Raw genomic sequence first — 18,206 nt, 5'->3', positions numbered from 1 at the left:
CCATGGCCGTCCGGGACCCCTTCGACTACCCCCGCGACTGGGAGGCCGACGTCGTGCTGTCCGACGGCGGCACCGTCCACCTGCGCCCGATCGTGCCCACCGACGCCGACGGCCTGGTCGCCTTCCACGCGAAGCTCTCCGAGCGCACCCGCTACTTCCGCTACTTCGGCGCCTACCCCCGCATCCCCGAGAAGGACCTGAAGCGCTTCTCCACGGTCGACCACCACGACCGGGTCGCGTTCGCCGCGTTCCTGGGCGACGACATCGTGGCCGTCGGCCGCTACGAACGGCTCGACCACGGGCCGTCGGCGGAGGTCGCCTTCGTCGTCAGCGACGTCCACCAGGGCCGCGGGCTCGGCTCGATCCTGCTCGAGCACCTCGCCGCGGCCGCGTCCGAATGCGGGCTGCGCCGGTTCGTCGCCGAGGTGCTCGCCGAGAACGCCGCCATGGTGCGGGTCTTCCGCGACGCCGGGTACCAGGTCAGCCGCGAATTCGAGGAAGGCGTGCTGCACCTGGAGTTCGACATCGACGCGACCGAGGAGTCCCTCGCCGTCGCGCGCTCCCGCGAGCAGGCCGCCGAGGCCCGCAGCGTGCACAACCTGCTGCACCCGACCTCGGTCGCCGTGATCGGCGCGTCCACCGAGCCCGGCAAGGTCGGGCACGTCGCCTTCGCAAACCTGCTGGTCGCCGCGTTCACCGGCACCGTCTACCCGGTCAACGCGGAACACCGCTCGGTCCGCGGCGTCCGCGCGTACCCGTCGGTGCTGGACATCCCGGACCCGGTCGACCTGGCCGTCGTCGCGGTGCCCGCCGAGTCCGTCGAGTCCGTTTTGGACGCTTGCCTGGCGAAGGGCGTCAAGACGCTGCTGATCCTGTCCAGCGGGTTCGCCGAGGCCGGGCCGCACGGCCTGCACGCCGAGCTGCGGCTGGTCGGCGAAGCACGGGCGCACGGCATGCGCGTGGTCGGCCCGAACGCCCTCGGCGTGCTGAACACCGCGCCCGGGATCCGGCTGAACGCCACCCTCGCGCCGCGGCTGCCGGGCCGCGGGCGCACCGGCTTCTTCTGCCAGTCCGGCGCGCTGGGCACCGCGATCCTCGCCGACGCCGAAGCGCGCGGCCTCGGCCTGTCGACGTTCGTCTCGGCGGGCAACCGCGCCGACGTCTCGGGCAACGACCTGCTCCAGTACTGGGAAACCGACCCGGACACCGACCTCGTGCTGCTGTACCTCGAGTCCTTCGGCAACCCGCGCAAGTTCGCGCGGCTGGCCCGGCGGCTCGCCAGGACGAAGCCGATCGTCGCGGTCAAGTCCGGGCGGCACGCGGTCCGGCCCCAGCTGGCGGCGACGTCGACGGAGATCGACGAGGCCAGCGTCCAGACGCTGTTCGAACAGGCCGGGGTCGTGCGGGTGGAGTCGCTGGCGCAGCTGTTCGACACCGCGCTCGTCTTCGCCCACCAGCCGCTGCCCGCCGGGCCGCGGGTGGCCATCGTCGGCAACTCCAGCGCGATCGGGCTGCTGGCCGCCGACACCGCGCGGATGCAGGGCCTGCGGCTGGCGTCGGACCCGGTGGACGTCGGCCCGCAGGCGCCGCCGGAAGAGTTCGCCAAGGCCGTCCGCGAAGCCCTCACCTCGCCGGAGACCGACGCGCTCGTCGTCGTGTTCGCGCCGCCGATCGCCATCCCCGGCACCGCGTACGCGCGCGCCCTGCGGGAAACCGTCGTCGAACTGGGGCAGCGCAAGCCGATCGTCTCGACGTTCCTCGCCGCCGAAGGCGTCCCGGACGAACTCGCGGTCCTGTCCGGCGACGGCGTGCCGACGCGGGGCTCGATCCCGTCGTACCCGAGCCCCGAACGCGCGGTGAACGCCCTGGCCAGGGTCGTGCGGTACGCGGCGTGGCGGCAACGCCCGCAGGGCACGCTGATCCGCCCGCAGGGCATCCACACCGAACAGGCCCAAGGCATCGTGCGCGAGCTCCTCGAGGCCGCCGCCGGCAAGACGACGCTGCTTTCCGACGCCGAAGTCGTGCGGCTGCTCGACTGCTACGGCATCGATGTCGTGCCGTTCCGCATCGTGTCCACTGTGGAGGAAGCGGTCGCGGCGGCGGGCGAACTGGGCTACCCGGTGACGCTCAAGGCGGTCGACGAACGGCTGCGCGGCCGTCCCGACCTGGCCGGCGTCCGGCTCGACCTGGCGTCCGAGGACTCGGTGCGCACCGCCTACGAGACCCTGCGCGAGGTCTCCGGGGACGACGAGGTCTACGTGCAGCGGATGGCGCCCAAGGGCCTGTCGTGCGTGATCGGGCTGCAGGACGACCCCTCGTTCGGCACGCTCGTGTCGTTCGGGCTGTCCGGCCTGGTCAGCACCCTGCTCGGCGACCGCGCCTACCGGGCCGTGCCGCTCACCGACGTGGACGCCGCGACGCTGCTGCGCGAGCCGCGGACGGCGCCGCTGCTGACCGGCTACCGCGGCGACGAGCCGGCCGACCTCGCCGCGCTGCAGGACATGGTGCTGCGCGTGGCCGCGCTGGCCGAGGACAACCCGGAGGTGCGGTCGCTGGTGCTGGACCCGATCCTGGCCTCGCCGGACGGCGCCTTCGTCGCCAACGCCCGCCTGGTGCTGGGCGCCCCGCCGTCCCGGCCCGACACCGGCCCGCGCCGGCTGCGCGCGATCAACCCCCAGGACTGACCATGGCCACCCTGACCGAACTGCTGACCCGTCACCTCGCCGACCTGCCGGGCGCGGTGGCGCTCGTCGCCCACGGCGAACAGGTCGAGGCCGCGGCCGTGGGCTCGGCCGATGCCGAGGGCACCGTGCCGATGGCGCGGGACTCGCTGTTCCGCATCGCGTCGCTCTCGAAGCCGATCACCGCCGCGGCGACCATGCTGCTCGTCGACGACGGGACGCTGGCCCTGGACGACCCGGTCGCGCGGTGGCTGCCGGAGCTGGCGTCGCCGGTGGTCGTCCGGACGCCGGACGGCCCGGTCGACGACGTCGTGCCCGTCGTCCGCCCGATCACGGTGGCCGACCTGCTCACCTTCCGGTGCGGCTACGGCCTCACCGAGGGCGCGACGCCGCCCGCGGTCGACCTGCTGCTGCAGGTGCTGGGCCACCCGGCGGCGTCCCCGCGGGCGCTGTCGCCGGACGAGTGGCTGGCGGCGCTGGCGCAGGTGCCGCTGCTGCACCAGCCGGGGGAGGGCTGGCTCTACGACACGGCGTCGGACCTCCAGGGCGTGCTGATCGCGCGGGTTTCCGGCCGCCCGCTGCCGGACTTCCTGGCGGAGCGGCTGTTCGAGCCGCTGGGCATGGCCGACACCGGGTTCACCGTGCCGACCGCGGCGCTGGGCCGGTTCACCAGCGCCTACCGCCGCGGCGAGGACGGGCTGCGGCTGGCCGACTCGCCCGAGGGCCGGTGGAGCGCGCCGCCGCCGTTCCCGTCCGGGGCGGGCGGGCTCGTCTCGACGGCCGGCGACCTCCTGGCGTTCGCGAGGTTCCTGCGCGACGAAGGCACCGCGGGCGGCCACCGCCTGCTGACGCCGGAGTCGGTCCACCGGATGACCACCGACCACCTGACGCCGGCCCAGCGGACGGCGGCCCGGCCGTTCCTGCACGGCCAGGGCTGGGGCTTCGGCGGGTCGGTGGACGTCGACCCGAACGAACCCTGGGAGGTCCCGGGCCGCTACGGCTGGATCGGCGGCGCGGGAACGGCCCTGCACCTGGTCCCGGCGACGGGCACGGTCTCGGTGCTGCTCACCCAGGTCGAACTGACCAGCCCCGAGCCCACTCCGCTGATGAAGGAGTTCTGGACCTACGCGGTGAGCTAACCGCGCCCGGCGAGGAGGTCGCCCAGCGCCAGCAGCTGGTGGGTGGCCGCGCCGAGCTGGAACTCCAGGCGTTTCGCCGCCGCGAAGTACCGGTGCACCACGTGGTCGACGTCGATGCCGACGCCGCCGTGGACGTGCACCGCCGTGTGGGCCACGCGGTGGCCGGCCTCCGCCGCCCAGAACTTCGCCGTCGCCACCGTTTCCGCGGCCGAGACGGCCGGGATGTCCGCGGTCAGCTGCCACGCCGCCTGCTGCGTCGTCAGGCGGACCGCTTCGACGTCCAGGTACGCGTCCGCGAGGCGCTGGCGAACCGCCTGGAAGCCGCCGATCACGTGGTCGAACTGCTTCCGCTCGGCCGCGTACGCCGCGGTCAGCTCCAGGGCCCGCTCGACCACGCCGAGCTGCTGGGCGCACACGCCGACCGTGCCGCGCAGGCGCAGCCACTCACCGATGTCGCCCAGCGGCACGCCGGGCGTGTCCGACAGCGAAAGCAGGGCGGCGTCCGCGTGGTCGACGGTCTGCTGCGGCTGCACCGAGACCCCCTCGGCCGCGGCGTCGACGAGGAAGACCTCGTCGGCGGCGGCGACCAGGAACCCGTGCGCGAAAGCCGCGAAGGGCACCGCCGTCTCGGCACCGGACACCCGGCCGTCCGCAGCCGTGAACCCGGACAGCGCCACGGCCAGGACCCGCTCGCCGCGCAGCACCGGCAGCACCCAGCGGTCCACCAGCTCCGGCGTGCCGAACTCCGCCAGCGCCGACGCCGCCATCGTGATCGACGGCAGGTAGGGGACCGCCGCCACCGCACGGCCGATCTCGGTCAGCACCGCGCACTGCTCGAGCAGCCCGAACCCGCCGCCGCCCAGCGACGACGGCAGGGCCGCGTCCAGCACGCCGGCCTGGCCGAGCGCGGTCCACGAGACGGTGTCGAAGCCGCCGGTGCCGTGCGGGTCGTGGGTGGCCTTGTCGGCCAGCAGCCGCCGGGTCAGCGCGGCGAGGTCGGCCGACGCTTCGGAAGGGGTGAAGTCCATACGTCGCTCCTAGCGCGTGACGGGCAGGCCGAGGGCGGTGGCGGCGATCATGTCGCGCTGGATCTCGTTGGTGCCGCCGCCGAAGGTGAGGATCAGCGCCGACCGGTGCAGCCGCTCGATCCGCCCGGCCAGCTGCGCCCCCGGCGAGCCTTCGCGGACGACGGCGGCCGCGCCGAGCACCTCCATCAGCAGCCGGTAGGCCTCGATCGCGAACTCCGTGCCGAACACCTTCGTCGCCGAGGCCTCGGCCGGGCCGAGCTCGCTCGCCGCGGCCGCCCAGGCGATCCGCCAGTTCCGCAGCTTCAGGTACTCCGCGCCGGCGTGCACCCGCGCCAGGTGCAGCCGCACCCATTCCCGGTCGATCGCGCCGGTCTCCTTCGCCCACTCCAGCACGTCGGCGAGGGCCTTGCGGATCGGTGCCGACGACGTCAGCGCGACCCGCTCGTGGTTGAGCTGGTTGGTGATCAGCGGCCAGCCCGCGTTCTCCTCGGCGACCCGCGCCGACACCGGCACGCGCACGCCGTCGTAGTACGTCGCGCTGGTGCCCGCGCCGGCCACGGTGTGGACTTTCGTCCAGGAAAACCCGGGAGCCGACGTCGGCACGATGAGCATCGACAGCCCGCGGTGCTTCTTCGCCGCCGGGTCGGTCCGGACCGCGAGCCAGACGTAGTCGGCGTACTCGATCAGGCTCGTCCACATCTTCTGGCCGGTGACGACGTACTCGTCGCCGTCGCGCTCGGCGCGCGTCCGCAGCGACGCCAGGTCGGTGCCGGCCTCCGGCTCGGAGTAGCCGATCGAGAAGTGCAGCTCGCCGGCGGCGATCTTCGGCAGGTAGAACGCCTTCTGTTCTTCGGTGCCGTAGCGCATGATCGTCGGGCCGACGGTGTTCACCGTCAGGAACGGCACCGGCACCCCGGCGACCGCCGCTTCGTCGGTGAAGATCAGCTGGTCGAGCATCGACCGGTCCTGCCCGCCGTACTCCTTCGGCCAGCCGAGCGCGAGCCAGCCGTCCTTGCCCAGCTGCCGCACGATCTCCTTGTACGCCAGGCCATCGCCGTACTCGCCGCCGCCCGAGCGGAGGCCCGCCCGCCGTTCGGGCGTCATCAGCTCGGCGAAGTACTCCCGAAGCTCCGCGGCCAGCGCGCGCTGCTGGAGCGTGTAGTCGATCCGCACCCGTCACCTCCACCCGGTCCGGCTCGTTGTGGTGCCGTACCGGCTCCCGGCGTTACAGTAGAACCTGTTCTAGTTGTACCAGGGCTCGAGCGGCGGAGGAAGCATGGAGATCGGTGTCGACCGGCTGCTGTGCGAGGCGAACGCGGTGTGCGTGGGGCTCGCCCCGGACGTGTTCGACCTCGACGACGAGGAAGAACTGGTGATCCACCCGGGCCCGGTACCGGCCGACCAGGTAGAACGCGTTACCAGTGCGATCAAGGGTTGTCCGAAGAATGCCCTGTTCATCGCTAGTTAGCAGTGTTCACCAAAGGGTTGCCTAGAACGAGAACAGATTCTACTGTAGGCCCGACATCCAGGACTCGTCGAGGAGGTCCCCGCGGTGAGCTTGACCGGCAGGACGGCGATCGTCACGGGCGCCGCGGCGGGGCTGGGCCGGGCCGAAGCGCTCGCGCTCGCCGCCGTCGGCGCGACGGTGGTCGTCAACGACATCAGCGAGCCGAAGGACGTCGTCGCGGAGATCGAGGCGGCCGGGGGCAAGGCCGTCGCGGTCGCCGGCGACGTCGGCGACCGGGCCACGGCCGACGCGCTCACCGAAGCCGCGCTCGACCTCGGCGGTCTCGACATCGTGGTGAACAACGCGGGCGTGCTGCGCGACAAGATGCTGTTCTCGATGTCCGACGACGACTGGGACACCGTGCTGCGCGTCCACCTGCGTGGCCACTTCCTGTTGTCCCGCAACGCCGCGAAGCACTGGCGCGACAAGTCCAAAGCGGACGGCGCGCCGGTGTACGGGCGGCTGGTCAACACCGCGTCCGAGGCGTTCCTCATCGGCTCGCCCGGCCAGCCCAACTACGCCGCGGCGAAGGCGGGTATCACCGCGCTCACCATGTCGGCCGCCCGCGGCCTGGCCAAGTACGGCGTCCGCGCCAACGCGATCTGCCCGCGCGCGCGGACGGCGATGACCGAGGGCGTGTTCGGCGCCGCTCCTGCCGACGGCGCCGATCCGCTCTCGGTCGAGCACGTCGCCCCGTTCGTCGCCTACCTCGCTTCGCCCGCGGCCGAGCACGTCAACGGCCAGGTGTTCATCGTCCACGGCGGCGCCGTCTCACTGGTCGGGGCGCCGCGGATCGAGCAGCGCTGGTCCCTCGACGAGCTCGAGACGTCGGTCAGCGCGTTCTTCGCCGAGCGGGACCCCGCCCGGATGTTCGCCGCCACCGAGATCCTGGGAGAGTCATGAGGCTGGACGGGAAGATCGCCCTGATCACCGGCGCCGCGCGCGGGCAGGGCGAGGCCGCCGCCCGCGCGTTCGTCGCCGAAGGCGCGAAGGTGGTGATCGCCGACATCCTCGACGACGAGGGCAAGCAGCTGGCGGCCGACCTCGGCGAGCAGGCCGTCTACCAGCACCTCGACGTCGGCGACGAGGACGGCTGGGCCGCCGCGGTCGAGCGCGCGACCACCGAGTTCGGCCACCCGAACGTGCTGGTCAACAACGCCGGCATCCTGCATTTCTCCGAGCTCGCGCAGACGACGCTGGCCGACTACGAACGCGTGATCCGGGTGAACCAGATCGGGGCGTTTCTCGGGATGCGCTCGGTCGTTGAACCGATGACCGCCGCCGGCGGTGGCTCCATCGTCAACGTGTCCTCTGTGGAGGGTCTGGCCGGGATGCCCTACCTCGTCGCCTACACCGCGAGCAAGTTCGCGATCCGCGGGATGACCAAGGTCGCGGCGATGGAGCTCGGCAAGAAGCACATCCGCGTCAATTCGGTGCACCCCGGCGCGATCGACACGAAGATGGTCGAGACCGCGGCGGGCGGTCAGAAAGTCGACATGTCGTACGTCGGGAAGAAGGTCGCGCTGAAGCGGGTCGGGCAGCCCGAGGACATCGCCAAGCTGGTGCTGTTCCTGGCCAGCGACGAGAGCGCGTACTGCACGGGTGCGGAATTCGTCGCGGACGGCGGGGCCACGGCGACGCACGCCCTCAACTTCTGAAGGAGAACTGCCGAAACGGTGAGTGAACACCGCTAACCAAAAGCGGGAACCGGGTGTGGAGAAGACTCGGAGGTCAATGGCGACTTCATGGGAGGTGTGGTGAGCGGAGGTACTGGCACGCTCCCCGGAACCGCGGCCCTGACCCAGGTCGGCCGGCTCGCCACGCTGTCCTGGGAAGTCCTGCGCGCGATCTTCAAGCGCCCCTTCCAGACCCGCGAGTGGATCCAGCAGTGCTGGTTCTTCGCCAGCGTCACGATCCTGCCGACGGCCCTGGTGGCCATCCCGTTCGGCGCGGTGATCGCCCTGCAGCTCGGCTCGCTCACCGCGCAGATCGGCGCGCAGTCGTTCACCGGCGCGGCCAGCGCGCTGGCCATCGTGCAGCAGGCGAGCCCGCTGATCACCGCGCTGCTCGTCGCCGGCGCCGGCGGCAGTGCGGTGTGCGCGGACATCGGCGCGCGCAAGATCCGCGAAGAGATCGACGCCATGGAGGTCCTCGGCGTCAACCCGATCCAGCGCCTGATCGTGCCACGGGTGCTCGCCGCGATGGTCGTTTCGGTGCTGCTGAACGGCTTGGTCAGCGTGGTCGGCGTGCTCGGCGGCTACTTCTTCAACGTCGTCCTGCAGGGTGGCACGCCGGGTGCGTACCTGGCCAGCTTCAACGCCCTCGCCCAGGTGCCGGACCTGTGGGTCAGCGAGATCAAGGCGCTGCTGTACGGCTTCGTCGCCGGGGTCGTCGCCGCTTTCCGCGGGCTGAACCCGGCGGGCGGGCCGAAGGGCGTCGGCGACGCGGTCAACCAGGCCGTCGTCATCACGTTCCTGCTGCTGTTCCTGATCAACGTCGTGCTCACCGCGATCTACCTGCGGATCGTCCCGCCGAAGGCGATGTGATGACGGCCGTCGACACCGACCGGACGCTCGAGTACATCGCGCGCCCCGGCCAAAGCCTGGAGGGCCTCGGCAAGCAGCTCGCGTTCGCCGCGAAAGCGCTCGCCTGGTCGCCGCGCACGATCCGCCGCTACAGCCGGGAAACCCTGCGCCTGCTCACCGAGGTCTGCTTCGGCACCGGCGGCCTCGCGGTCATCGGCGGCACGCTCGGCGTGATGATCGGGATGACCCTGTTCACCGGCCTGATCGTCGGCCTGCAGGGCTATTCCGCGCTCAACCAGCTCGGCACGGCCGCGCTCACCGGGTTCATCTCCGCCTACTTCAACACCCGCGAAGTCGCGCCTCTTTCGGCGGGGCTCGCGCTGTCCGCGACCGTCGGCTGCGGCTTCACCGCCCAGCTCGGCGCGATGCGGATCTCCGAGGAGATCGACGCCCTGGAAGTCATGGGCGTGCCGAGCATGCCGTACCTGGTGACCACGCGCGTGCTCGCCGGGGTCGCCGCGGTGATCCCGCTGTACGCGGTCGGCCTGCTCTCGAGCTACCTGGCGTCCCGGCAGATCACCATCTGGCTCTACGGCCAGTCCGCAGGCACCTACGACCACTACTTCACGCTGTTCCTGCCCCCCGGCGACGTCCTCTGGTCGTTCGGGAAGGTGATCGTGTTCAGCGTGCTCGTGATCCTCTCCCATTGCTACTACGGCTTCAACGCGAGCGGCGGTCCGGCCGGCGTCGGCGTCGCGGTCGGCCGCGCGGTGCGGACGTCGATCGTGCTCATCTCGGTGCTGGACTTCTTCCTGTCACTGGCCATCTGGGGCGCCAACACCACGGTGAGGATCTCGGGATGAGGCGCGAGCTGTGGCAGCGGCTCCGGTACCAGGTACTGGGGCTCGCCTTCCTGCTCGTCGCCGCCCTGTTCATCGCGCTCACACTCGCCGTCTACCACAAGGCGTTCACCCCGGTGACGCTGGTGAAGCTGGAAACCGACCGCGTCGGCAGCCAGCTGCGCACCGGCGGCGACGTCAAGGTCCGCGGCATGCTCGTCGGCGAAGTCCGGTCGGTGCTGGCGAAAGGCGACCACGCCGAGCTGGAGCTGGCGCTGGACCCGGACAAGACGCACGTCATCCCGAAGAACGTCTCCGCGCGGCTGCTGCCGAAGACGCTGTTCGGCGAGCGGTACGTCGCCCTGCAGCTGCCCGAGACGTCGCAGGGCCCGATCGAGGCCGGCGACGTCATCCCGCAGGACCGCAGCAGCGCGGCGATCGAGCTGCAGAAGGTGCTCGACGACGTGATGCCGCTACTGCAGGCCGTCCAGCCCGAGAAGCTCTCGAGCACGCTCACCGCGGTGGCGACCGCGCTCGACGGCCGCGGCAAGCAGCTCGGCGAAACCCTGGCCGGGCTGTCGGACTACCTCGGCAAACTCAACCCGTCGCTGCCCGACGTCAAGGCCGACATCACCGGCCTGGCGAACGTGGCGAACACCTACGACAAGGCGGCGCCGGACCTGCTGCAGGCGCTGTCCGACCTGACCACCACCAGCCGCACGATCGTCGACCAGCGCGCGCAGCTGAGCGACCTCTACGCCACGGTCACCGCCGCTTCGGTGGACCTCACCAGCTTCCTGCAGGTCAACGAGGACAACCTGATCCGGCTCACCACCGCCATCCAGCCGACGCTGGACGTCCTGGCCAAGTACGCGCCCGAGTACCCGTGCCTGCTGCGCCAGCTCGCCGAGTCGGTGCCGCGGGCGGAGCTGGCGTTCGGCAAGGGCACCGCGCACCCCGAGGTCAGCCGGGTCACCATCGAGTTCGCGGCCAGCCGCGGCAAGTACCTCCCCGGCGTCGACGAGCCGAAGTACGAGGACAAGCGCGGCCCCCGCTGCTACCCGTCGGTGCCCAAGCCCGGCGTGTGGCCGCAGTACCCGCCGGACGGCGCCATCAAGGACGGCTCCAGCAAGCCCCCGCCGCCGAAGAACCCGCCCGAGAAGCTGCCCGGCCCGATCACCGCGGGCGGCGGCGCGGTCGGCGGTGACGGCACGATCGTCGGCTCGGCCTACGAAACCGACCTGATCGACCTGCTCGCTTCGCCCGCGCTCGGCACTGCGCCGGGGGCCGTGCCGGGCTGGGCCGGCCTGCTCGTCGGGCCGCTCTACCGCGGGGCGGAGGTGGAGCTGAAGTGAGGAGCTTCCTCCCGTCGCTGGTCAAGCTGGGGATCTTCGCGGTCGTCACGGTGCTGCTCACCGGGATCCTGGCGGCCACCATCGCGAACACGAACTTCGGCGCGACCTCGGGTTACCTGGCGAAGTTCACCGACGCGTCCGGCCTCAAGGAAGGCGACGACGTCCGCATCGCCGGGGTCAAGGTCGGCCAGGTCGACACGATCGACGTGGAAGAAGGGGAGCGCAACCTGGCGCAGGTGCGGTTCGACGTCGAGCACGCCTACCGGCTGCCGGAGACGGTGACCGCGACGATCAAGTACCGCAACCTCGTCGGCCAGCGCTACCTCGCGCTCGGCACCGACGTCCCCGGCGACAAGACGCTGCCCGAGGGCGGGACGATCCCGCCCGAGCGCACCAAACCCGCACTCAACCTGACCGTGCTGTTCAACGGCTTCAAGCCGCTGTTCAAGGCGCTCAGCCCGAAGGACGTCAACCAGCTCTCGGCCGAGATCATCAGCGTCTTCCAGGGCGAAGGCGGCACGATCACCAGCCTGCTGCGGCACACCGCCTCCCTGACGACGGCGATCGCGAGCAAGGACCAGGTGATCGGCCAGGTCATCGCCAACCTCAACACCGTCCTCGGCACGGTCAACGCCCGCGGCCCGCAGCTCGGCGACCTCATCGAGCAGACCCAGAAGCTGGTCAGCGGGCTGGCCGAGCAGCGCAAGCCGATCGGCGACGCGGTCAGCGCCCTCGGCGACCTCGCCGTCTCCACGACCGGGCTGCTGGCCGACGCGCGCCCGTCGCTCAAGGACGACGTCGCGCAGCTGGGCGTGCTGTCGCAGAACCTCGGCGACTCCGGCGTGCTGCTCAACCACCTGCTCGAGGTGCTGCCGGGCAACCTGCAGAAGTTCACCCGGACCCTGAGCTACGGCAGCTGGTTCAACTACTACCTGTGCGGGATCACCGGCACCATCGGCATTTCCTCGCTCGACATCACCCTGCCGATCATCCCGATCCCCGGCACCCAGCGCGCGGAGAGGTGTGGTCCGTGAAGCCGCTGAAGGAACGCAACCAGGCGGGCGTCGGCGCGGTCGCGCTCGTGCTGATCGTGCTCGTCACCGCCACGACGTACTTCTCCGACCAGCTCCCGTTCTTCGGCAACGGCACGACGTACTCGGCGTACTTCGGCGAGTCCGCCGGGCTGGCGCCGGACAACGAGGTCGAGGTCGCCGGCGTCAAGGTCGGCACGGTGTCGTCGGTGAAGCTGGCGGGCAAGCAGGTCCTGGTCCGCTTCCGCGTCAAGGACGTCCGGGTCGGCGACGCCACGACGGCGTCGATCGAGATCAAGACACTGCTGGGGGAGAAGTACCTCGCCCTCGACCCGAAGGGCAGCGGCGCGCAGGAACCGAACGACACGATCCCGCAGGCTCGCACGCGCACGCCGTTCCAGCTGCAGGACGCCTTCGAGCAGCTGTCGACCACGGTCGGCGACATCGACACGAAACAGCTCGCCGACAGCTTCACCGCCCTCTCCGACAGCCTCAAGGACAGCCCGCAGTACCTGAAGGACACGCTCAACGGCCTGTCGTCGCTGGCGAAAACGGTGTCCTCGCGCGACAGCGACCTGCACACGCTGCTGGCCAACACGAGCCAGGTCTCGAAGACGCTGTCCGACCGCAACGCCCAGCTGCAGCGCGTGATCAGCGACGGCAACCTGCTGCTCACCGAGCTGCAGAACCGCAAGGCCGCGATCAACGCCCTGCTCACCGGCACCCAGCAGCTCTCGCAGCAGCTGACCGGACTGGTGCAGGACAACCGCGAGCAGCTCAGGCCGACGCTGGACAAGCTCGGGAAGGTGACCGACATCCTGCAGCGCAACCAGGGCAACCTCGACAAGAGCCTGCAGCTGATGGCGCCGTTCGCCCGCGTCGGCGCGAACGCCACCGGCAACGGCCGCTGGTTCGAGGGCTACCTGTGCGGGCTGCTGCCGCCGACGATCACCGTGGGCGGCCTGCACATCAACCCCGAAGGCTGCACCCCGCCGATCGCGGCGCCGAACCAGGGGGTGGGCCGGCGATGACCATCCACACCACCCGCGGCCGCAGCCTGGTGACGTGGCTGGCGTTCGCGTGCGTCCTCGCGCTGATCGTCACCGCCGGGCTGTACCTGGTGTTCCGGTCGTCGAACGGCACCAAGCTCTCGGCGTACTTCGGCAAGACCGTCGGGCTGTACGCGGGTTCGTCGGTGCGGGTCCTCGGCGTGCCGGTCGGCCAGGTCACCGACGTCACGCCCGAGGGGGCCGCGGTCCGGGTGGACATGCAGGTCGACGGCGCCGAGCTGCCGGCCGGCGTCGGTGCCGTCGTCGTCGCGCCGAGCCTGGTCAGCGACCGGTACGTCCAGCTGACCCCGGCCTACGACGGCGGCCCGGTGCTCGCTTCCGGCACGGTCCTGCCGCGCGAGCGCACGGCCACGCCGGTCGAGCTGGACGATCTGTACTCCAGCCTGGACAAGCTGTCGACGGCGCTGGGGCCGAACGGCGCCAACCGGGACGGCGCACTGTCCGGCGTCCTCGACACCGCGGCGAACACGCTGAAGGGCAACGGTGCTTCGCTGAACTCGACGGTCGGGCAGCTGGCCGACCTCGCGAAGACGCTCGACGGCTCGAAGGACGACCTGTTCTCGACCGTGCAGAACCTGAACTCGTTCACCGGCGCCCTGGCCCAGAGCGACCAGCAGCTCAACGAGTTCTACGGCCGCGTCGCCGACGTCAGCCGGTTCCTCGCGGCGGACTCCGCCGAGGTCGGCGCCGCGTTGCAGTCGCTCGGCGGTGCCCTCGGCGACGTCCAGCAGTTCGTCAACGACAACAAGACGGCCCTGGAGTCCAATGTGGACAAGCTGGCGTCGCTGTCCAAGGTGCTGGTCGACCAGCGCGCCGCGCTCGCCGAGGTGCTCGACATCGCGCCGACCGGCGCCACGAACTTCATCAACTCCTACGACGCGGCGTCGGGCACCATCGCCGTCCGCGACAACCTGAACGAGCTGACCAACCCGCCGATCCTCACCGTGTGCCGGCTGATCAGCTCGGTCACCCCCAAGGAAGTCCCCGACGCGCTGGGGAACATCTGCAAGCAGCTGGCGCCGGTCCTCGACGGGGCGCTGAAGCTGCCGACGATCCCGCAGGTGCTCAACTCCCTGCAGAACGGGACACTGCCACCGTTGCCGCTCCCGCTGGTCGACGTCATGGAACAGCTTTCGGGCGGTGCGAAGTGAAACGGTTCGCAGGCGTGCTCGCCGGGCTGCTCGTGCTGGCCGGCTGCAGCGACGGCGGGTTCAACGGCCTCTACGGCACGCCGCTGCCGGGCGGCGCGGACGTCGGCGACCACCCGTACCACGTCACGGCGCTGTTCACCGATGTGCTGGACCTGGTGCCGCAGTCCAGCGTCAAGGTCAACGACGTCGCGGTCGGGCGGGTCGACAAGATCACGCTGACGCCGGACACGCGGTCCGCGCTGGTGGCGATGACCGTGAACGGCGACATCGCGCTGCCCGCCAACGCCCGTGCCGAGCTGAAGCAGTCTTCGCTGCTGGGCGAGAAGTTCGTCGAGCTGAGCGTGCCGACGGCCGAACCGGCGGCCGGCAAGCTGGGCGACGGCGGGCAGATCCCGCTCGGGCGCACCAACCGCAACCCCGAGGTCGAGGAGGTGCTCGGGGCACTGTCGCTGCTGCTCAACGGCGGCGGCGTCGAGCAGATCCAGAAGATCAGCCACGAGCTGAACGACGCGCTGTCGGGCAACGAACCGGAAATCCGCGCGCTGCTGTCCCGGGTGGACGAACTGGCCACCCAGCTCGACGGGCACAAGACCGAGATCTTGCGCGCGATCGACGGCCTCGCGAAGCTGTCCAAGACCTTGACCGGCCAGACGCAGAACCTGACGGACGCGCTCGACAACCTCGCGCCGGGCCTGAAGGTCGTCACCGACCAGCGCGACCAGCTCGTGGGCATGCTGAACGCGCTCAACACCTTGTCCGGGGTCGCGGTGGACACCGTGACGAAGAGCCGCGACCAGCTCGTCGCGAACCTCAAGGCCCTGCAGCCGACGTTGACGAAGCTCGGCGAGGCCGGCCAGAACCTGCCGAACGCGCTGCAGATCCTGCTCACCTACCCGTTCCCGGACTACGCGGGCAACGTGATCAAGGGCGACTACGCGAACGTCGAGGCGAACGTGAACCTCGACCTGGACACGCTGATCTCGAACTTCACGAACTCGTCGCAGCCGCCGGTCGCGCTGCCTTCGGGGATCGGCGGGCAGCAGCCGCCGGTCGCGCCGCCGCTGCCGCTGCCCGACCTCGGTTCGGTGCCGCCGGCGGCCGGCCCCGGCCTGCTGGGCGGCCTGCTCGGGCTGATCGGGGGTGGCCGGTGACCCGCAAGATCCGGATCCAGCTGTTCGCGTTCGTCGTCATCGCGGTGGTTTCGGTGGTCTACGCCGGCGGCCGGTACGCCGGGCTGGACCGGCTGTTCGGCAACCGCGGCTACGTCGTCACCGCGCAGCTGACCGACTCCGGCGGCATCTTCGTCAACTCGGAGGTCGCCTACCGCGGGGTCACGGTCGGCCGGGTGACGTCGATGACGCTGACCGAGCACGGCGTCGACGTCGCCCTCGACATCGACGCGGGCACGCCCGACATCCCGGCCGACGCGCACGCGCAGGTGGCGAACCGGTCGGCGGTGGGGGAACAGTTCGTCGACCTGCTGCCGCAGCACAACGGCGGCCCGTTCCTGAAGGACGGCTCGGTGATCACGGCGGACAAGACGTCGCTGCCGCCGTCGCCGGACACCGTGCTCACCCACCTCGACGACCTCGTCGCGAGCGTGCACCCGGAGTCGCTGCGGACGGTCGTCGACGAGACGTACAACGCGTTCGCGGGCGCGGGGCCGGAACTGCAGCAGCTGCTGGACAGCACGGGTTCGCTGACGGCGGTGGCCGCGCAGTATGTCCCGCAGACGCAGGGGCTGCTGGCGAACTCGCGGATCGTGCTCGGCACCCAGCAGCGCCAGGCGGCGAACATCACGGACTTCGCCGCCGGTCTCCGCACGATCGCGGGTCAGCTCAAGAAGTCCGATCCGGACCTGCGGCGGGTGATCGCGCAGGCACCGCAGCTGAGCAGGCAGATCAGCGACGTGCTGGCCGCGTCCGGCACCGACCTGGGCGTGCTGTTCGCCAACCTGCTGACCACGGCGCAGATCACGACGTCCCGGAAGGACTCGATCGAGGAGCTGCTGGTCGCCTACCCGATCATTTCGGCGTTCTCGCCGTCGACGTCCCCGGACGGCACGGGGCACCTGGGCGTGGTGTTCAACTTCTTCGACCCGGCTTCGTGCACCAAGGGGTACGAGGGCACGAAGCAGCGTCCGGCGAACGACGAGACCGAGGCGCCGGTGAACATGAACGCGTACTGCGCGGAGCCGCCCGGGAGCCCGACCGGGGTGCGTGGGGCGCAGAACGCGCCTTACGCGGGCAAGCCGCCCGCGATCCCGGCGGCGCCGCAGCAGCAGGCTTCTTCGGCGCCACCGCAGCTGCCGGGGATGCTGAGCCTGCTCACCGGGCCGTCGTCGGGTGGGCTCGGCCGGCTGCTGGGCGCGCCGTGAAGCTGCGTCTCCTGGTGGTCCTGGCCTGTTTGTCGGTCCTGGCCGCCGCCTTCGCGGGCTGGTCGTGGTGGCGCGCGGCTGCGGACGATTCCTTCGCGCGCGGCCGCGAGCGCGACGCGGTCCTGGCGGCGGCGGGCCCGGCGCTGGTCACGTTGAACACGATCGACTACCGGACGGCGGCCGCGGACGTGGACCGCTGGACGGCGGCGACGACGGGCCAGTACCTCAAGGATCTTTCGGGCGATCGTCAGCTGCAGATCGACCGGGCTGCTGCTTCCCACACCGTCTCCTCCGCCTCGTTGGTCCAGGCGGCGGTGACGGAGATCGACCCCGCCCGCGGGGTGGCGCGGCTCCTGGCGGTCCTGGACGTCCGCGTGTCGACGGCAGGTTCACCGCCCTCGCCACGCTTGAACCGGCTGACGGTGGACGTATCCCGGTCCCCGGACGGGTGGAAGATAGCGGGAGTCCAGGCGGCGGGCTCATGACCCGGGTGATGGTCCTGGTGGTGGCCCTGGCCCTGGGCTGCACGGCGTGGTTCGGCGTCGAGGCGGCTTCGCTGTCCCCTGGGGACAATCTGGCGTTGGTCGACGCCGCAGCCACTTCGGAGGTCTCGTCTTCGGTCAGCGACGCGGTCAAGGCGGTGTTCTCGTACGACTACGCGAACCTTCCCCGCACCGAGCGGGCGGCTTCGGAGGTCCTGACAGGGGATGCGGTCGCCCAGTACCAGGCCCAGTTCGCCTCGGCACGCACCCGCGCGGAGGCGGAGAAGCTGACCCGGACGACGACGGTCCGGGCGATCGGGGTCCGGTCGCTGCGGGGGGACTCGGCGGATCTGCTGCTGTTCCTGGACCAGCAGACGGTGACCCAGGGCGGGGGAGCGCCGACGTCGTCGGTGGCCCAGCTGGCGGTGACGGCGAAGCGGGTCGACGGCCGCTGGAAGCTGTCGTCGCTGACGGCGCTTTAGCCGCCGGCGCCCGGCGAAGCCGCCGGTCCGGCGGCCTTCCGCATCGTGCTCGACCAGCGGGTGCTTTCCTCGCTGATCACCGCGCGCAGGTCTTCGGCCAGGGTCTCCCGGCGTGTCCCGGCGTCCCGATAGGCACCGACCCGGGCGGCGTACCGGTAGGCCAGCTGCCGGATCGCCTCCGCCGAACCGCGGTAGCTCAAGTAGTTCGTGTGCAGCTGGAACAGCTGCTGGATGCCCTCGAGCACGACGACCACCGCGGCGAACGACGCGGTCCAGGCCGGCGGCGCGGCGACCGCGGCCAGGACCGGGACCGTGGCGGCCACCGTGATCGACACCGTCTTCAGGCTGAGATAGCCGAGCCGGGTGCGGGTGGCGGCCCGGTGGTACCACGCGAACTCCGCACGGAGGTGCTGCCAGACGACGTCCGACTCTTCCTCGGGTTCGGGCAGCGAAGGGAGTGCGCCGTCGAGGCCTTGCCACTGAAGTCGTCTGAGCGATCCCGGCATGGCACTACAGTGACACACCGTTCCGGGAAGTGG

General features: G+C 71.2%; 18 protein-coding genes. 15 read left to right on the top strand and 3 right to left on the bottom strand.

Annotation, left to right across the window (positions count from 1 at the left end; all coding sequences use genetic code 11):
• The first annotated feature begins 2 nt into the window (after window positions 1-2).
• Window positions 3-2,684 (top strand): bifunctional acetate--CoA ligase family protein/GNAT family N-acetyltransferase, encoded by a 2,682-nt coding sequence (locus ACWEGE_RS19305; protein WP_449661813.1) that lies wholly within the window; start codon window positions 3-5, stop codon window positions 2,682-2,684.
• Between the two features lie 2 nt (window positions 2,685-2,686).
• On the top strand, window positions 2,687-3,820 hold the full coding sequence (locus ACWEGE_RS19300; RefSeq protein WP_449661812.1) for a serine hydrolase domain-containing protein: 1,134 nt from the start codon (window positions 2,687-2,689) through the stop codon (window positions 3,818-3,820).
• Here the strand turns inward: ACWEGE_RS19300 and ACWEGE_RS19295 are convergent.
• Complete coding sequence (locus ACWEGE_RS19295) at window positions 3,817-4,848, bottom strand: acyl-CoA dehydrogenase family protein (protein WP_449661811.1); 1,032 nt, start codon at window positions 4,846-4,848, stop codon at window positions 3,817-3,819. The genes ACWEGE_RS19300 and ACWEGE_RS19295 overlap by 4 nt on opposite strands.
• Window positions 4,849-4,857: 9 nt before the next feature.
• Complete coding sequence (locus tag ACWEGE_RS19290) at window positions 4,858-6,021, bottom strand: acyl-CoA dehydrogenase family protein (RefSeq protein WP_449661810.1); 1,164 nt, start codon at window positions 6,019-6,021, stop codon at window positions 4,858-4,860.
• Window positions 6,022-6,124: 103 nt separating this feature from the next.
• Between ACWEGE_RS19290 and ACWEGE_RS19285 the strand changes: the two genes are divergently transcribed.
• From ACWEGE_RS19285 to ACWEGE_RS19225, 13 genes are all read left to right on the top strand, one after another.
• Window positions 6,125-6,316 carry a ferredoxin gene (locus ACWEGE_RS19285; protein ID WP_449661809.1) on the top strand — a complete coding sequence of 64 codons (192 nt, stop codon included), beginning with the start codon at window positions 6,125-6,127 and terminating at the stop codon, window positions 6,314-6,316.
• A gap of 84 nt (window positions 6,317-6,400) precedes the next feature.
• Window positions 6,401-7,258, top strand: a complete 858-nt coding sequence (locus ACWEGE_RS19280) for a 3-oxoacyl-ACP reductase (protein ID WP_449661808.1) — start codon at window positions 6,401-6,403, stop codon at window positions 7,256-7,258.
• A complete protein-coding gene (locus ACWEGE_RS19275) occupies window positions 7,255-8,013 on the top strand; it encodes a glucose 1-dehydrogenase (protein WP_449661807.1) in 759 nt (252 codons plus the stop codon). The genes ACWEGE_RS19280 and ACWEGE_RS19275 overlap by 4 nt, the downstream gene beginning before the upstream one ends.
• An 87-nt stretch (window positions 8,014-8,100) precedes the next feature.
• Complete coding sequence (locus tag ACWEGE_RS19270; protein WP_242547023.1) at window positions 8,101-8,901, top strand: ABC transporter permease; 801 nt, start codon at window positions 8,101-8,103, stop codon at window positions 8,899-8,901.
• Entirely contained in the window at window positions 8,901-9,743 is an 843-nt protein-coding gene (locus ACWEGE_RS19265; protein ID WP_176175936.1) for an MlaE family ABC transporter permease, read from the top strand. Before ACWEGE_RS19270 ends, ACWEGE_RS19265 begins: the two co-directional genes overlap by 1 nt.
• Window positions 9,740-11,074, top strand: a complete 1,335-nt coding sequence (locus tag ACWEGE_RS19260) for an MCE family protein (RefSeq protein ID WP_449661806.1) — start codon at window positions 9,740-9,742, stop codon at window positions 11,072-11,074. Before ACWEGE_RS19265 ends, ACWEGE_RS19260 begins: the two co-directional genes overlap by 4 nt.
• Window positions 11,071-12,108 carry an MCE family protein gene (locus ACWEGE_RS19255; protein WP_449661805.1) on the top strand — a complete coding sequence of 346 codons (1,038 nt, stop codon included), beginning with the start codon at window positions 11,071-11,073 and terminating at the stop codon, window positions 12,106-12,108. Before ACWEGE_RS19260 ends, ACWEGE_RS19255 begins: the two co-directional genes overlap by 4 nt.
• Window positions 12,105-13,136: an MlaD family protein gene (locus ACWEGE_RS19250; RefSeq protein WP_449661804.1), complete on the top strand. Its 1,032-nt coding sequence runs from the start codon at window positions 12,105-12,107 to the stop codon at window positions 13,134-13,136. The genes ACWEGE_RS19255 and ACWEGE_RS19250 overlap by 4 nt, the downstream gene beginning before the upstream one ends.
• Window positions 13,133-14,326 (top strand): MCE family protein, encoded by a 1,194-nt coding sequence (locus tag ACWEGE_RS19245; protein ID WP_449661803.1) that lies wholly within the window; start codon window positions 13,133-13,135, stop codon window positions 14,324-14,326. The genes ACWEGE_RS19250 and ACWEGE_RS19245 overlap by 4 nt, the downstream gene beginning before the upstream one ends.
• Entirely contained in the window at window positions 14,323-15,477 is a 1,155-nt protein-coding gene (locus ACWEGE_RS19240) for an MCE family protein (protein WP_449661802.1), read from the top strand. Before ACWEGE_RS19245 ends, ACWEGE_RS19240 begins: the two co-directional genes overlap by 4 nt.
• A complete protein-coding gene (locus ACWEGE_RS19235) occupies window positions 15,474-16,703 on the top strand; it encodes an MCE family protein (RefSeq protein WP_449661801.1) in 1,230 nt (409 codons plus the stop codon). Before ACWEGE_RS19240 ends, ACWEGE_RS19235 begins: the two co-directional genes overlap by 4 nt.
• Window positions 16,700-17,188, top strand: a complete 489-nt coding sequence (locus ACWEGE_RS19230) for a hypothetical protein (protein ID WP_449661800.1) — start codon at window positions 16,700-16,702, stop codon at window positions 17,186-17,188. The genes ACWEGE_RS19235 and ACWEGE_RS19230 overlap by 4 nt, the downstream gene beginning before the upstream one ends.
• The gene (locus ACWEGE_RS19225) at window positions 17,185-17,667 is read left to right on the top strand and encodes a hypothetical protein (protein WP_449661799.1); all 483 of its coding nucleotides are present in this window, start codon (window positions 17,185-17,187) and stop codon (window positions 17,665-17,667) included. The genes ACWEGE_RS19230 and ACWEGE_RS19225 overlap by 4 nt, the downstream gene beginning before the upstream one ends.
• Here ACWEGE_RS19225 and ACWEGE_RS19220 read toward each other — a convergent pair.
• Entirely contained in the window at window positions 17,664-18,173 is a 510-nt protein-coding gene (locus tag ACWEGE_RS19220; protein ID WP_449661798.1) for a DUF4231 domain-containing protein, read from the bottom strand. The genes ACWEGE_RS19225 and ACWEGE_RS19220 overlap by 4 nt on opposite strands.
• Between the last annotated feature and the right edge of the window lie 33 nt (window positions 18,174-18,206).

The sequence above is a fragment of the Amycolatopsis sp. NPDC004747 genome, assembly GCF_053601335.1.
This window is presented reverse-complemented; position numbering and strand designations above follow the sequence as displayed.